This is a genomic window from Paenibacillus faecis (assembly GCF_008084145.1).
In the GTDB taxonomy this organism is placed as follows: domain Bacteria; phylum Bacillota; class Bacilli; order Paenibacillales; family Paenibacillaceae; genus Fontibacillus; species Fontibacillus faecis.
The window spans coordinates 540,067-553,649 of sequence record NZ_VSDO01000003.1 but is presented as its reverse complement, the minus strand read 5'-3'; the positions used below and the strand labels follow the sequence as shown (position 1 = coordinate 553,649).

General features: G+C 52.8%; 14 protein-coding genes. 13 read left to right on the top strand and 1 reads right to left on the bottom strand.

All coding sequences use genetic code 11. The features are described 5' to 3' along the window. Positions 1–122: 122 nt before the first annotated feature. From FRY98_RS15935 to FRY98_RS15885, 11 genes are read left to right on the top strand one after another with little or no spacing between them, the layout of a single operon-like run. The gene (locus tag FRY98_RS15935; protein ID WP_148453689.1) at positions 123–2,231 is read left to right on the top strand and encodes a phage tail family protein; all 2,109 of its coding nucleotides are present in this window, start codon (positions 123–125) and stop codon (positions 2,229–2,231) included. Positions 2,232–2,243: 12 nt separating this feature from the next. After that, on the top strand, positions 2,244–2,912 hold the full coding sequence (locus FRY98_RS15930; protein WP_148453687.1) for a LysM peptidoglycan-binding domain-containing protein: 669 nt from the start codon (positions 2,244–2,246) through the stop codon (positions 2,910–2,912). Then, positions 2,909–3,889: an XkdQ/YqbQ family protein gene (locus FRY98_RS15925; protein ID WP_148453685.1), complete on the top strand. Its 981-nt coding sequence runs from the start codon at positions 2,909–2,911 to the stop codon at positions 3,887–3,889. Before FRY98_RS15930 ends, FRY98_RS15925 begins: the two co-directional genes overlap by 4 nt. Beyond that, on the top strand, positions 3,890–4,264 hold the full coding sequence (locus FRY98_RS15920) for a DUF2577 domain-containing protein (RefSeq protein ID WP_148453683.1): 375 nt from the start codon (positions 3,890–3,892) through the stop codon (positions 4,262–4,264). It abuts the gene before it with no gap. Then, on the top strand, positions 4,261–4,665 hold the full coding sequence (locus tag FRY98_RS15915; protein WP_148453681.1) for a DUF2634 domain-containing protein: 405 nt from the start codon (positions 4,261–4,263) through the stop codon (positions 4,663–4,665). The genes FRY98_RS15920 and FRY98_RS15915 overlap by 4 nt, the downstream gene beginning before the upstream one ends. Continuing rightward, positions 4,658–5,737 (top strand): baseplate J/gp47 family protein, encoded by a 1,080-nt coding sequence (locus FRY98_RS15910; RefSeq protein WP_148453679.1) that lies wholly within the window; start codon positions 4,658–4,660, stop codon positions 5,735–5,737. Before FRY98_RS15915 ends, FRY98_RS15910 begins: the two co-directional genes overlap by 8 nt. Continuing rightward, complete coding sequence (locus FRY98_RS15905; protein ID WP_148453677.1) at positions 5,730–6,320, top strand: putative phage tail protein; 591 nt, start codon at positions 5,730–5,732, stop codon at positions 6,318–6,320. The genes FRY98_RS15910 and FRY98_RS15905 overlap by 8 nt, the downstream gene beginning before the upstream one ends. After that, positions 6,317–6,601: a ketopantoate hydroxymethyltransferase gene (locus tag FRY98_RS15900; protein ID WP_148453675.1), complete on the top strand. Its 285-nt coding sequence runs from the start codon at positions 6,317–6,319 to the stop codon at positions 6,599–6,601. The genes FRY98_RS15905 and FRY98_RS15900 overlap by 4 nt, the downstream gene beginning before the upstream one ends. 3 nt (positions 6,602–6,604) lie before the next feature. Then, positions 6,605–9,106, top strand: a complete 2,502-nt coding sequence (locus FRY98_RS15895) for a hypothetical protein (protein WP_148453673.1) — start codon at positions 6,605–6,607, stop codon at positions 9,104–9,106. 16 nt (positions 9,107–9,122) lie between these two features. Further along, positions 9,123–9,677 (top strand): hypothetical protein, encoded by a 555-nt coding sequence (locus tag FRY98_RS15890; protein WP_148453671.1) that lies wholly within the window; start codon positions 9,123–9,125, stop codon positions 9,675–9,677. After that, a complete protein-coding gene (locus tag FRY98_RS15885; RefSeq protein ID WP_148453669.1) occupies positions 9,674–9,856 on the top strand; it encodes an XkdX family protein in 183 nt (60 codons plus the stop codon). Before FRY98_RS15890 ends, FRY98_RS15885 begins: the two co-directional genes overlap by 4 nt. A 252-nt stretch (positions 9,857–10,108) precedes the next feature. Here the strand turns inward: FRY98_RS15885 and FRY98_RS29445 are convergent, their stop codons facing one another. Further along, positions 10,109–10,372 (bottom strand): helix-turn-helix domain-containing protein, encoded by a 264-nt coding sequence (locus FRY98_RS29445; protein WP_420819706.1) that lies wholly within the window; start codon positions 10,370–10,372, stop codon positions 10,109–10,111. A gap of 159 nt (positions 10,373–10,531) precedes the next feature. On the opposite strand from FRY98_RS29445, the gene FRY98_RS15875 reads away from it, so the two are divergent. Together FRY98_RS15875 and FRY98_RS15870 are read left to right on the top strand one after the other, a co-directional pair. After that, on the top strand, positions 10,532–11,521 hold the full coding sequence (locus FRY98_RS15875) for an SseB family protein (protein WP_148453665.1): 990 nt from the start codon (positions 10,532–10,534) through the stop codon (positions 11,519–11,521). 124 nt (positions 11,522–11,645) lie between these two features. Next, positions 11,646–13,121 carry a protein adenylyltransferase SelO gene (locus FRY98_RS15870; RefSeq protein WP_148453663.1) on the top strand — a complete coding sequence of 492 codons (1,476 nt, stop codon included), beginning with the start codon at positions 11,646–11,648 and terminating at the stop codon, positions 13,119–13,121. Positions 13,122–13,583: the final 462 nt, after the last annotated feature.

Genomic DNA, 13,583 nt, shown 5'->3' with positions numbered 1-13,583 from the left:
ATTCGCCGCGCTGAACGTCAGACAAAAAGCCGCGCTCATCGCGATGATTCAGGAGATCATCAAGTCGGAGAAGAAAGCGGTGAAGAAGAAATGAACCTCCTGTCCGGAAAGAAGGTGAAGACTTGGCAGATGCGACCTTAATGCTGAAAGCTTATGATAACGCGGGCCGGATGCTTCCTCAGGTCATACAGCCGCTTGACCAGTCGGTGACCGTTCTGAATGCCTCGGAAAGAGCAGCACAAAACAATGCAATGGCCATGCTGTTCTATACTGAGACCGTCCAAAGAACGATGACTGTCGTAACCCAGGTCCGGAAAGAAGTCGGGGAGTTGACGAAAGCCCAGGATAAGCTCAACCAATCGACTGACAAATCGGCCAAGAAGGCGAGTACCTTTGTCACGGCCCTCAAGAAGATTGACGTAAAACAAATCGCGGATGCCGGCAAGCCGCATCTGGCGCGTTTCTTAAATATCGGCGCACAGCAGCAAACTGCCCTGGACCAAATTTCGACTCGTGCGGGGGGCTCGGCGGCGGGGAAGCAAATTTTCGATCAGACGGCCGCGCAAGCGTTGAATTATGGGCAGGATGTCAACGCCGCCTTGGCGGGCACGCAGCAGTTTATGGCCAAAACGACCGATCCGGCGCAACTGGAGAAGCTGAATATGCTGGCCATGCGTCTCTCACAGCTCAATCCAGGAAAGGGGCTCGAAGGGGCGGCAGGCGCGATTTCTCAAATGATGTCCGGCGACACAAAAGCCCTGAGCTCGGATTACAAGATTCCCGAAACCGCGGTGAATCAAGACGCCATTAAATCGGCGGCCAAGCAGGGCGACTTCAACACAATCATCGCCAGCATGGACCAATTGCTGAATAAGCAGAACATGACGAAGTCGGCTTTTGAAACGATGATGGATACGCCGGCCGTGAAGTGGAAGCGGGTGGTGGACACCTTTAACTTCCAGCTCGGATCGTTGGGCAGGGAGGGAATCAACGCGCTCGGTCCGCTGTTTGACACACTCCTTGAAGCTTTAAACAGCGAGGCGTTCAAGAATTTTATCAGCGGCTTTGGATCCGGTTTGAATATGGTTGGAACCTTTTTAAGCGGAGTTGTCGGGGCGGTTTGGTCTTTCCTTGATCTGCTGAATTCCGGAGGGGGCCAAGCAAGCTCGATGCTGTTCGGCATCGGAGCGGCCCTGGTGCTAGCGACCGCGCTGCTCTGGGGCATGATCGCTCCTGTTGTGGCCCAGGCCATAGCCTGGATCGGGGTTTACTGGCCGCTGCTGCTTATTGCCGCGGGGATCGGGCTGCTCATCGGTTTACTGATGAGCTTTGGCGTTTCCGGCCAAGAGATCGTGGGGTTTGTCGTCGGGCTGCTTTACGGGTTGTTCACGACTTTGTATAACTTGGTCGCCACGGCTTACAATTTGTTCATCAGTTTTGCGGAGTTTATGATCAACTTGTTCATCAATCCGGTGTATGCGATCAAAAAGCTGTTTTATGACCTGGTGATGACGTTCGGCGGGTATATGTACGATATGCTTCGGTCCGCGGAGGACTTTGCCAGCGGTTTTGCAGGCATGATTCTTAAAGTGGTCAATGGCGCATTAGAACATATCAATTGGCTGATCGACGGCATTAATAACTTGTTCGGGACTGATTTCAAGAGGAAAGAACTCATTACTGAAGATGACCTTAACCTTCATATCCTTAGCGACGGACTAAAAACCGCATTGGACAGTTATAAAGCTCCGGAAATGCCGGATAATGTCGTCAGCTTCGACCGTATGCAGCTTAAGGACACCTCCGGGGCTGTTGCTGAAGGCCGTAAGCTGGGGGCGGAGTCTTATGATAAGTTCGCCAATAAACTGAACAACTTCGGCAAACCCGGTTTCGGCAAAGATCCGTCCAAGGACAAGAACCCCCTGGGCACCGGCGGGATGGTTCCTGGTTCTGGACTAGGAGGCGGGAGCGCCGCCAATATCGGCAATGTCGGAAACGTCGGCAGTGTGGACCGCATTAATGAAACCGTGGATATTTCCTCGGAGGATTTAAAGATGATGCGGGAGCTCGCGGAAATGAAGAATATCCAAAATTTCGTTACCCTGCAGCCGTCGATCAGTTTCGGCGATACCCATGTTCGCCAGCAAAGTGATATCAATACGATCATCGCGCATATCTCCGAAAAGCTGGAGCGGGATATCGCCTCGTCGGTGGACGCTGTGTATGGTTGATAGGAGGGATGAATGGTGCCAGTATATGGCGTTGAGTTAAGTTTCAACAACAGGGCAGAGGTACTAATGCTGCCCGTCAACCCTTCCGAAATCAACGTCAGTGAGTCGGGTCAAGGCAAAACGTTTGATGTGGTAGGGCTGGGCCAGATCAATGTGATCAAGGACCGGGAGTTGACGGAATACAGCTTCAGCGGCTTATTTCCGGCCCGACGGTACCGGTTTGTGAAGACGGAGAAACTATTGCACCCGGTTGAGTATATTAAGATGATCGAAAAGTGGATGGTCACCAAGCTGCCGATCCGGTTTATTTTCACCAGTGACACTTATGACATTAATACCGCCGCCAGCATCGAGTCCTTCACTTGGAAAGAGGTGGCGGGCAGCGCTGGCGACATTGAATACGACATCAAGCTAAAAAAATATGTGTTTTATGCCGCACGGAAAATCGAGCGCGAGACCAAAAACGGCGGCGCTAAAGTCCAGAAAAAGACAACCGCGGCCCGGCCAAACGAGAAGCAGCAGCCGAAAACCTATAAGATGGCTCCGGGCGACAGCCTTTGGAAGGTGGCGCAAATGAAGCTGGGGAACGGAGCGCGGTGGAAAGAGATCCAGAAGCTTAACGGCATCAAGGATGCGGACCTCAAGCGGCTGCCGGTCGGAAAGGTGTTGAAGCTGCCATGAGCTTGGCTGTGAAAATCATCAATCGCCAGGGGGGCGGTGCGGACGCCGAATGGGACATTAGTGAAATCGTGGAGGGGCTGTCCTGGAAGACATCCCGGATCGGCAAGGCGGGCAGTGTCTCGTTTAACTTGATCAAGGGCTCTCCTTTTCAAGCGTCCCATTTTACGTACAATAACGGGGATATCGTGCGGGTCCGGGTCGATGACACGAATGTATTTCATGGATACATTTTCAGCATTGACGAGGGCCGGGATGAAGCCGTTCAGATTACGGCGTATGACCAGATCCGGTATCTGATGAATACCGACACCTACGTGTTTACGGGGGTAACCGCTACCGAGGTGCTCCGGCGGATTGCGAAAGATTTTAACCTCAAGCTTGGCGATGTAGCCGATACCCGACATAAGATTCAGTTGAGCGAAGACGGACAAAAGCTGCTGGATATCATCTGCAAGGCGATTACGCTCACTTACGAAAACACCGGCCGCGATTACTGCCTGTACGACGATTTCGGTGCGTTGTGTTTGCGTGAGGTGACCGATACCGGTCTGGATCTGACTGTCGGTGACGGCCAACTGATGTATGACTATGAGGTCAAGCGCTCCATCGACAGCGACACGTACAACCAGATTAAGCTGTACAAGGATAATAAAGAGACCGGCAAACGCGAGATATACCTGGCCAAGGACAGCGTCAATATCAAGCGGTGGGGGCTACTGCAGCTTTACCAGTCGGTGGATGAAAAAAAGAACGCGGCGCAAATCCAGGAGCTTCTAAACAACTTGTCCCTGATGAAGAACCGTGAGACCAAGTCGCTTAAGGTAAGCGCCTTGGGGGATATCCGGGTCCGGGCCGGCATTCGCGTCCGGATCGTCATCTCCGAATACGGGGTCGATCAGGCTCTGATAGTGGACGAGTGTACACACGATTTTGACGGCGCGGCGCACACAATGACACTGGATTTGAGGGTGGTGTGAATGGCGAATTTACTGGGAACATTGAAAAAAGCCGCGACGGACGCCGTAAATGCCGGCAATCCCGCCGCGGTGATGTTCGGGGAAGTTACCAAAACAAATCCGCTGGAAGTGCTCGTGGATCAACGATTCACGCTTCCGGCGGATTTTTTGCTTCTCCCGGAGTCGCTGGTTCATTTTGAAATCCATTTGAACCACAGCCACGAGTATACCGACGACAGCGGCTCGGGCAGCGCTGCGAAACAGACCAAGCCGGCGCTGCCGGCAAAGCCGATCGTTATCCGCCGGGGTCTTGAGGCGGGGGACAAGCTGCTCCTGCTTCGGGTGCAGGGCGGACAGCAGTATGTGATTTTGGATAGGGTGGTGAGCGCGTCGTGATTCCGGAAACGGACCAGAGTCTGTTGGACGAAAGGCTGGACGAGGGGCCGCTGCCCTCCCTGACCTGGAAATTTGACCTGGCTAAAGGACGCGTCGTTGGTAAAACGGACGGCCTGGATGCCATCAAACAGGCGATTTATAAGGTTTTTCAGACAGACCGGTTTGCGTATGACATTTACTCTTCCGACTACGGCCACGAGCTCACGCTGCTGCTCGGCAGCAGTCCGGAATTTGTTCAATCCGAAGCGACCCGAATGATTACGGAGACGCTTTTAACGGATGACCGGATTGACTCGGTTGAGAATGTGCGGGCCGAAATGAAAGAAGACCAAATTACCATCCGGTTTACGGTGGTGACGGTTTACGGGAGTTTTGAGCAGGAGGTGAACCGAAATGTATGAGCATATGACATTTGATTTCATATTACAGCGAATGCTCTCCCGGGTGCCGGATACGATCGACAAAAGGGAGGGCAGCATCATTTATGACGCCTGCGCACCGGCGGCGGCCGAGCTGGCGCAAATGTATATTGAGCTGGACGTTAACTATAATCTGTCCTTCGTGGACACCGCCTCCGGCGAGTATTTGACCCGGAGGACCGCCGAATTCGGCGTCAATCGGGCGGGGGCGACGCCGGCCGAACGCAAGGGGTTGTTCTACGGCGAGAGCAACGCGCCGGTGGATGTGCCGCTGGGCGGTCGGTATGCGATCGGAGAGTTAACCTTTGTCGTTAAGGAAAGAATCGGCACCGGTGTGTATAAAATGGTTTGCGAAACGCCGGGGACCGTCGGCAACGGACAGTTTGGCGCACTGCTGCCGATCGATTACGTGGCGAATCTTTCCCGTGCCGAGCTGAGCGAGGTGCTTGTTCCGGGCGAGGATGAAGAACCGGACGAAGAGCTGCGGCGGCGTTTTTACGTTGCCGTCAACGAGCCCGCTTTTGGCGGTAACGTCGCCGACTACAAGCAGCGGATCAATGCCATCCCCGGCGTGGGTGCCACCAAGGTGTATCCGGTGTGGCAGGGAGGGGGAACGGTCAAGTGTACGATCATCGCCGCGGACTGGACGCCGCCCTCGCCAACCCTGGTCGGTGAGGTACAAACGATCATAGATCCGGCGGGCAACACCGGCCAAGGGTATGGTCAGGCGCCGATCGACCATAAAGTCACCATTACAGGTGTGAGTGGCCATACGGTTAACATCGAGACGACGTTGACGCTTGCCCCCGGGGTGACGCCTGGGCAGGTGCAGGCCGATGTGGAGTCTGTGGTGGCAACCTATCTTTTGGAACTCCGAAAGGACTGGGCCGGTCAGAACCAATTAATCATTCGGACGGCGCAGATCGATGCCCGCATCTTGACTGTGTCGGGGATCGAGGATGTTACAGGAACGACGATTGACGGATTCCCGACCAACCTTTCGTTGGGTTCCGACGAAGTGCCGCTGCCGGGGACGGTGAAGATCCATGCCTGAGGATCGGATTTTGATCCATCTGCCGGCTTTTTACTTGGGGATCGAGGATTTTACCGAGTTGGCCGACACCGAGACCGTTGAGCTCCACCTGATGCAAGGGGCCATCGATCAGCTCTTCGATGACCAATTTATTGAGACGTCCGGCCTGCAGGCCGTCAAACGACGGGAGCAGATGCTCGGGATCCAGGCGGACCCGGCGGCGGAGACGATGGAATTCAGGCGCCGCCGCCTGCTGAACCGTTACCAGACCAAGCCTCCATTTACGATCAGGTATTTGCAGCGGCAGCTCGACATGCTGGTTGGTCAGGGGATGACGATCGTGTCGGTAAATTATGCCGACCGCGTGCTGACTGTGACGGCCGGCATCGACAATGCCAATGTCTTTAAAGAGGTACACCGGACGATCGAAACGGTCAAGCCCGCTAACCTGGTGTACCAGCAAAACACAGCCCTAACGGGTGCAATCGAACTCGAAGAGCACATCAGTACGCGAGAAATGAAATGGAATTATACATTGGACGGCTCCTGGAAGCTGGGAGAAAAGCCGTTTCTCCATTATGGGACGGAGGTGCCAGTAAAATGATAGCCGAAGGCATCCTGCATGACGTTGCCGAGTATGTCAATGGCCGAGTGGCCAAAGTGGTCCTCAACGGGACCTACACGATTACGGACTTTGAGGTTAAATCGGTGACGGATAAAGTACTGGTATTGAATTACATTATTCCGGTTGCCGAAATCCCCCTGGTCACTTTGATTGAACTCAAGGACGCAGCCGATACCGTTTTGAGCAGCAATGCCGTCAACATACCGATTGCGGCCGACCATTTGATGCTCCAAACCATTGAGGTAAAGGAGGGGAACTAGACGATGGCTAAAATGGATTGGAAGAATAGTGATGTAGTCAAAGCCGAGGATATGAACCAGATCGGGCGGGAAATCAATCTACTGCACACCGAATGGAAGGATCGCCTGGACACCGCCGATACCGATCCGGTTACGCTCCAGCCGGGCGTTCAGATGGTCCACGCGGCCAAGGACGCGCGGTTCCGGCTGGGGGAGATGAAGGGGCGGACGTTGATTAATGTATTGGGAGACTCCGGGAGTTGCGACTCGCTTCAAGGATGGTCCGACACTGGGCGGTTTACAATAGACACAACAAATAAGGTCGAGGGATCCGCGAGTATTAAAGGGACTTTGCTGACGGGGGACCCTTACGTAGATCTCAATCAAATAATTCGTTATCAACCTAGTAAATTTTATGTTGCTGTCGGTGAGGTGAAAGTACCTAGCGGAGTACAAGCCAGACTCCGTATGGTCGAGTCGGAGAGGCCTGAGACTGAGCGGGCATCAGAAGTGATTTTATCCTCGACAGGAGACAAGTTTAAAACCCTGTTCTTCAAGGTTCCACAAAACGCCTTTTCCGAGTCTGGAACCGTGTATTTTGGGGCTGTTTTTGTAGGATCACAGGGTTCGACAGGGAACGTCGATGCGCTAAGAATATACGAAATTTCGGCGAGTGAGTATGACAGTTTAAACAAAATGACAGCTGAGCAGGTCGCGGCAAAATATCCGTTCGTTCCGTCCGGAATCGTCGGTGTAGAGAATCCATATGTGATCGGTACGTCGGATAATCTGCTGCCGCCGTTTTATGAGTGGACCGATTACGGTACAGGTAATAAGGTAATTAGCCCGTACCAAGGAATGATCGCGGCATCTTCAGAGAATTTTGCTTTTGGTTATAGGCTTCCTTGCCTGCCTAATAGGACTTATACTATATCGGCTGCTCATAACGGTGTTATGGCGCTTCAAACCTCAGACGCCGACGGCAATCCTTTAAATTTAAACGGTAGCTACCAGCAGGTGCAACAGCTTAGTATCACTACAACGACCAACGATAAATTTATTAACGTATTGCTGAGCAACGGCTCTCTGAGTGTGGGTACGTACACCTTCAAAAATCCGATGCTGACCCTCGGCACCGTGCCTAAACCATTCCTGCCGCAACGCAAGTCCATGCTCGCGTTCCAAACGGAGTTACACGCGAACCCAACGGACGGCAGCGACCCGGATGTGCTATTCGAACGAGACGGGCAATATTTCAAGCTGGCGAAGTGGAAGAAAATGAACCTTGACGGGTCGTTGAATTGGGCGTTTCTGGACGGTGCCGTAGATGGTCTTTCCAAACGAGTTAGTTTCGTGAACGCCCTAGACATAGCGGCAATGAACTACGGATTTTTAACTAAGTATGACGGAAAGCGGCTTGTTACTAACGTAGAGACTTACGGCAACCCGGACTCATTCGCTGTTTCTTCATCTGGGGCAACATTGTGCATCGCCAATACGGACAGCGGCTGGGGATCGAGCTACACGCCTACAGCGGACGAGATTAAGGCGTATTTTATGGGATGGAAGATGACTATACAGGGAAGTAGTACAGGAATTGAACCTTATAACAATTCAGGAAATAAGGTATGGGTCAACATTCTCTCTTGGGATGGAACCAAGTTTTTTATGCTTGGAGCTACAACGACATTACCCACACAGGTAAGTGACGTTAACTATGTTCCTTACCAACTCCTTTACCGTCTCGTAAAGGATACCGTCGAGTCTGTCGTTTCCGAAGGGTCCCTAACACTGACCGAAGGCGAAAACAAGGTCGAAGTCGGTACGGGGATTGTGCTGCGAGAGCGGGCGAATCCTGTGTCGAATGGCCCCGACTATAACGTTAATAATACGGAACTACCCTCCTCCATATTGAAACATAAAACAGGGAAAATTCTATCCCTTTATAAAAATAACCTAATGGATGATCGATGGAGCGTATTTACATGGGACGCCCCTTATGGGTTGGAAGGGTTGTACACATCAGCGGCTAATTTTGACCCAACCGCAGCCTACTCCGTCACATACATCAAACTCGACAAATCGCCGATCCAGCCGATTACCGGCACGCTGGGCGCGAATGAAAAAGCGCAGATCAGCGACCTGACCGCAGGCGTGGCCGAAGCGTTACATCGAGTCAGCGTGGTCGAGCAGAAGAAGGCGGACGAGGACACACCATCGTCAGCATGGATTACGCCGACGCTGCTTAATGGCGCGACCCCTTATGGGCCGTACACCCCACAATATATGAAAAAAGACGGTAGGGTGTATCTACGGGGTGAAGCTGTCCTCACAGCTTTAGGTGTTCCCGTATTTAGATTGCCGGAAGGGTACCGACCGGATCGAAGGCCACGTTTTATAGGATATTCGTTCAGTACCCAAGTAGTGCCTGGGGAAATTATAGTTACGGAAACTGGGGAAGTTACAATCCTTTCTGGAGGATTGTCCGCCGTGTCTTTCGACGGAGTTTCGTTTCTAGCGAAGTAGAAAAGGAGTGATCAATTTGAAAGCCGTACCCAAAGTAAACACTGATGGCCTCTTTATCGAGGACCTAATCGCGGACGATGCCTTTTCGGGCGTTGTCCCTTTTTATATCACGTCGGTAGTGGATCCTGACGCGGAAGAAACGGAGGAAGCGCCGGAACCTATCCTCGCCGGATACACGGTTGGGATCCCGGTAACTCCGGGCCTGTACAATCCCCGTTTCAACTTGGAAGCGTGGGAGGCGTACCAGGACGAATTGTCCGCAGCGGAGGAAGCATATAAGGTAGCCTATAACGAATGGTCCGCGCAGCCGGAGGACGAACGCGGAGAGCCTCCGGTATATGTGGCGCCAGAACAGCCGCAGTTATGGGGCGAAGGATTGACGCCGGAGAAGATCGAGGAGTTGACCAGATCAAATCCACAGAACCCGAGCTCGATTGATTTGCTGGGGGCAGAGTTAACGTCAATGAAGCTGCAAAATATCCAGCAGCAACAAACAATCAGCGCTTTGGGCGCGGAATTGGCTGCGGTGAAACTCGACGTTATTAAATTGAGGGGAGTTGAACAAGCTTGAAATTTTGGACACTCGCTTTTGAAAATAATTGGATTACGACAGAGGCGCTAAAAGGTGCGGTTAAGACTGAACTAAATCCATTTGGGGAGATCACGCCAGAAGAGTATAAGAGGATCACAGGAGATGAATATACGGCACTAGATGCAGACAAACCGTTCAGTAACGCTTCTAAGCATTAATAGGTAAAAATAATGAGGCAAGCATAATATCCCCATTTTGCCGTTTGTAGCGCTTGATAGAGATCCTTAATAAAGCAGGAGGGAGTTGGCAGCCCCCTCCACACAATTTTTTTCAAAGGGCTATGTAGCCTGAAAGTACACTTTCCCTCAGCTTCCCGGCTTTTCTCCCTCACCTATCCCATCGATGCAACGAACGATAGATATTGACCAGCTCATTTAGCGAATCCGACCGATCATAATCATCGAACTGATCTACAAATAATAATTCGAACCGGATGGCTCCGCGCACCCGTAGAGAAAGGGTTTGATTTTACGCCAGTTTGGAACGGACTCTACCAAGACTTCTTTAAAATACTGGTCATAAAAATACCCTTTGGCTAACCCCATAGCTTCCGTAATAAGGTCTAGCTGCTCTATACTCAAGGTTCGGTTTCCGTTTAAAATGTAACTAAGGGATCCGACGTTAACACCGGTTTGTTTCGCAAATTGACTTAAGTTTAGTCCTTCCCGGTTCATATACTCATTCAATATTGTAGGAATCGTGGTTGTAGGAGTCAAAATAACCACCAACCTTCTCGGAATCTCTAATATTTCAATAATATCCATTTTTTGAATGGTGGTCAATTTTCAGGCATCGCTATAGTAAGGCAAAGCCTACGAGAGGAGCGGGGTAGTTTGAACGAGCAGCGCAAAGACGAAATCGGCCGCAAATTTATTTTCAGTCCGCAGGTAGCCGAGGAGGAATATGAAGCCCTGGAGATTCAGGAGCTGATTTTTTTGATTCATTCCGCCAAGTATTTTAAGGTGGAGGAGGTTTTTCCCAACGTTTATCTGGATGAGCGGATTAAGGAGTTTCACAACGCGCTGCTGAAGAAGATCAAGGGAGCCGAAACGTTATACATAGCTTACGAAAAAAACACCAACACCCCCTATCTCGACGCCGATGACCGGGTTTGGATGTTCTCCCAGGAAGCGTATGCGGCGAATGCGCAGGATTATTTTATGCAGCAACTGCTGATGCTGGATATGCGGAAACTGAACCATGGGGATATTTTGCCCAAGTTAGCGGAATTGCACACGCTCGGTCTTCCCAAAATTCTAATGGACAACGGACAGTACCATGTCGAGTTGGAACGCGACGCTTTGCTGCCGCCGCCGGATTGGAGCGGGGTGCCGGAGATCAATATCCCCGTGAGTAATCCCGGGCTGCAGCGGGCGATGATCCGATTTTTTCAAGCGATGTCCACCCCGGACCCTGACCACGATAGAAAAAGATCGCACCTTCAGGCCCTGGAGGCCGAAATGCTGGAGCAGCTGATTCAAGCCAGGTATTTACTGCCCATGCAGTTGATCGAGCCAAACCCGTCACCGCTGGATGAATACGGCCAAAAGACAATTGGCGCCGGCGCGACCCTTCAGTTTGGGGTACTTGGGGGCGAAGGCGATACGACCTGGCTGCCGGCCTTTACGGATTGGGCCGAGTTCGAAAAAGTGTACGATAAAGAGGTTTGGAGCAGCAATGTCGCGGGCTATGAGGATCTGCTGGCGCTGTCGGAAACCATGAGCGGCATTGTGATTAACTGCCAAGGGATTCCGCTTCGGATCGACGAGAATAACAAAAGATTGATCGAAGCTTTTAGAGATGATCAGAACGGTTCATCGTGATTCGTCAAAGGGTATAAGACCATAAGAACCCGATGCCCGGCATCGGATAAATAACGGTCACAAGCGAACAATAGTAAAAACGCTTCGCAGTCATGTAATGCGATAACCACGCAAAGGAGACACGATGAACGAACATAAATCGAATCAAGAAACCGGTTGGAATTTCGAAAATAGTTACGCTCGGCTGCCCGAGGTTTTTTATTCCAAGGTGGACCCCACGCCGGTTCCCTCGCCGAAGCTGGTCATTCTGAATGAATCGCTGGCATCCTCCCTGGGCCTGGACAGCGAAGCTCTGCAAAGCGAGCGGGAGGTCGCGGCCATGGCGGGCAACCGGTTGCCCGAGGGTTCGGAACCGCTGGCTCAAGCCTATGCGGGGCACCAGTTCGGGTATTTCACCAAGCTGGGGGACGGGCGGGCGATTCTGCTGGGCGAACAGATCACGCCGCAGGGCAAGCGGTTCGATATCCAGTTGAAGGGGCCGGGAAGAACTCCCTATTCCCGGCAAGGAGACGGGCGGGCGGCGCTCGGACCGATGCTGCGCGAGTACATCATCAGCGAAGCCATGCACGCGCTGGGCATCCCGACGACCCGCAGCCTGGCGGTCGTGACAACGGGCCAAACCGTGCACCGCGAAACCGGACTGCCCGGGGCGGTCTTGACCCGCGTGGCCGCAAGCCATCTTCGGGTGGGTACCTTTCAATACACGGCCCACTGGGGCGAGACGGAAGAGCTTCGGGCGCTGGCCGATTATACTTGGGACCGGCATTTTTCGGAAGCGGATCCGGGCGATAACCGCTATCTCTCCCTGCTCCGGGAGGTAATCGAGCGGCAGGCGTCTCTCATTGCCAAGTGGCAGCTCGTCGGCTTTATCCACGGCGTCATGAACACGGACAATATGGCGCTTAGCGGCGAGACGATCGACTACGGGCCCTGCGCGTTCATGGACATTTATGACCCCGCCACCGTGTTCAGTTCCATTGATAGGCACGGCCGCTACGCCTACGGGAATCAGCCGGAAATCGGTGCCTGGAACCTAACGCGGCTTGCCGAGGCCCTGTTGCCGCTGCTGCACGAGGACGAAGAGCAGGCGCTCAAACTGGCGGAAACCGCATTGGGTGCGTTTGCCGAGCGGTTCCATCACCATTGGGTCGGCGGCATGAGAGCCAAGCTGGGGCTGTTTAACGAAAAGCCGGAGGATGTGCCTTTAATAAAGCGGCTGCTGAGTCTGATGTACAAGGCACGTGCCGATTATACCAACACCTTCCGCGCGCTGAGCCTGGACCGGCCGGTGGAGGCCGACCTTGAGAACGCCGATGAATTTGCGGCTTGGCGGGAGGACTGGCAAGCGAGACGAGGCCGGCAGGAGGAGAGCATCGAGGCCTCCCAAGAACTCATGCGCCGCAGCAATCCGGCGGTAATTCCCCGCAATCACCGGGTGGAGGAAGCGCTGGAGGCGGCCGTGGAACACGGAGATACGAGCGTGATGCAGCGGCTTCTGGCTGTTCTCGCGAAGCCTTACGACTACGAGTCCGAGCAGGAGGAGTACTGCAGCCTGCCGGACCCTTCCGGTAGGCCATATCGGACCTATTGCGGCACGTAAACGGGGACAAAAGGAAAACAAGGAAGGATCGGATCATGCCGATCCTTTTCTTGTTTTTCGATCCAAAGAGGATGGTCCGAGGTTGGGGTTAGACGGAACGGCTTAAACTGAACGACAGTGGGGACGTTGTTTTGAACGAAAGAGCGCTCGGGCTCGGGGCTGCCTCCGACTATCTATGTCCGGCAGACTTCCTGCTGAACGTATCTTTTTGCGAGGACAAAGGGTGGTCAGTTGTGCTAATAACTTTTTACGCTCGGCGCGATAAAAGTGACGGTTTACGCATTGAAAATGATACGGGTGGGATGTGGGCAACCGGTGGGCGGAGGAATCGGCGCACTGCAGGACGGAAACAAGAGCGTTCAATTTGGAAGGTTTTTAACCTTTTTTAAATGCCAAAGAGTGCCCGGGATGACGGGTCCATTTAGATTCAGTTATCGTATATGATATAATGAGCCTGAGACT

Coding starts and splice junctions, on each gene's coding strand:
- FRY98_RS15930 (WP_148453687.1), top strand. CDS start 2,244: ATGGTGCCAGTATATGGCGTTGAGTTAAGTTTCAACAACAGGGCAGAG.
- FRY98_RS15925 (WP_148453685.1), top strand. CDS start 2,909: ATGAGCTTGGCTGTGAAAATCATCAATCGCCAGGGGGGCGGTGCGGAC.
- FRY98_RS15920 (WP_148453683.1), top strand. CDS start 3,890: ATGGCGAATTTACTGGGAACATTGAAAAAAGCCGCGACGGACGCCGTA.
- FRY98_RS15910 (WP_148453679.1), top strand. CDS start 4,658: ATGTATGAGCATATGACATTTGATTTCATATTACAGCGAATGCTCTCC.
- FRY98_RS15905 (WP_148453677.1), top strand. CDS start 5,730: ATGCCTGAGGATCGGATTTTGATCCATCTGCCGGCTTTTTACTTGGGG.
- FRY98_RS15900 (WP_148453675.1), top strand. CDS start 6,317: ATGATAGCCGAAGGCATCCTGCATGACGTTGCCGAGTATGTCAATGGC.
- FRY98_RS15895 (WP_148453673.1), top strand. CDS start 6,605: ATGGCTAAAATGGATTGGAAGAATAGTGATGTAGTCAAAGCCGAGGAT.
- FRY98_RS29445 (WP_420819706.1), bottom strand. CDS start 10,372: ATGAACCGGGAAGGACTAAACTTAAGTCAATTTGCGAAACAAACCGGT.
- FRY98_RS15870 (WP_148453663.1), top strand. CDS start 11,646: ATGAACGAACATAAATCGAATCAAGAAACCGGTTGGAATTTCGAAAAT.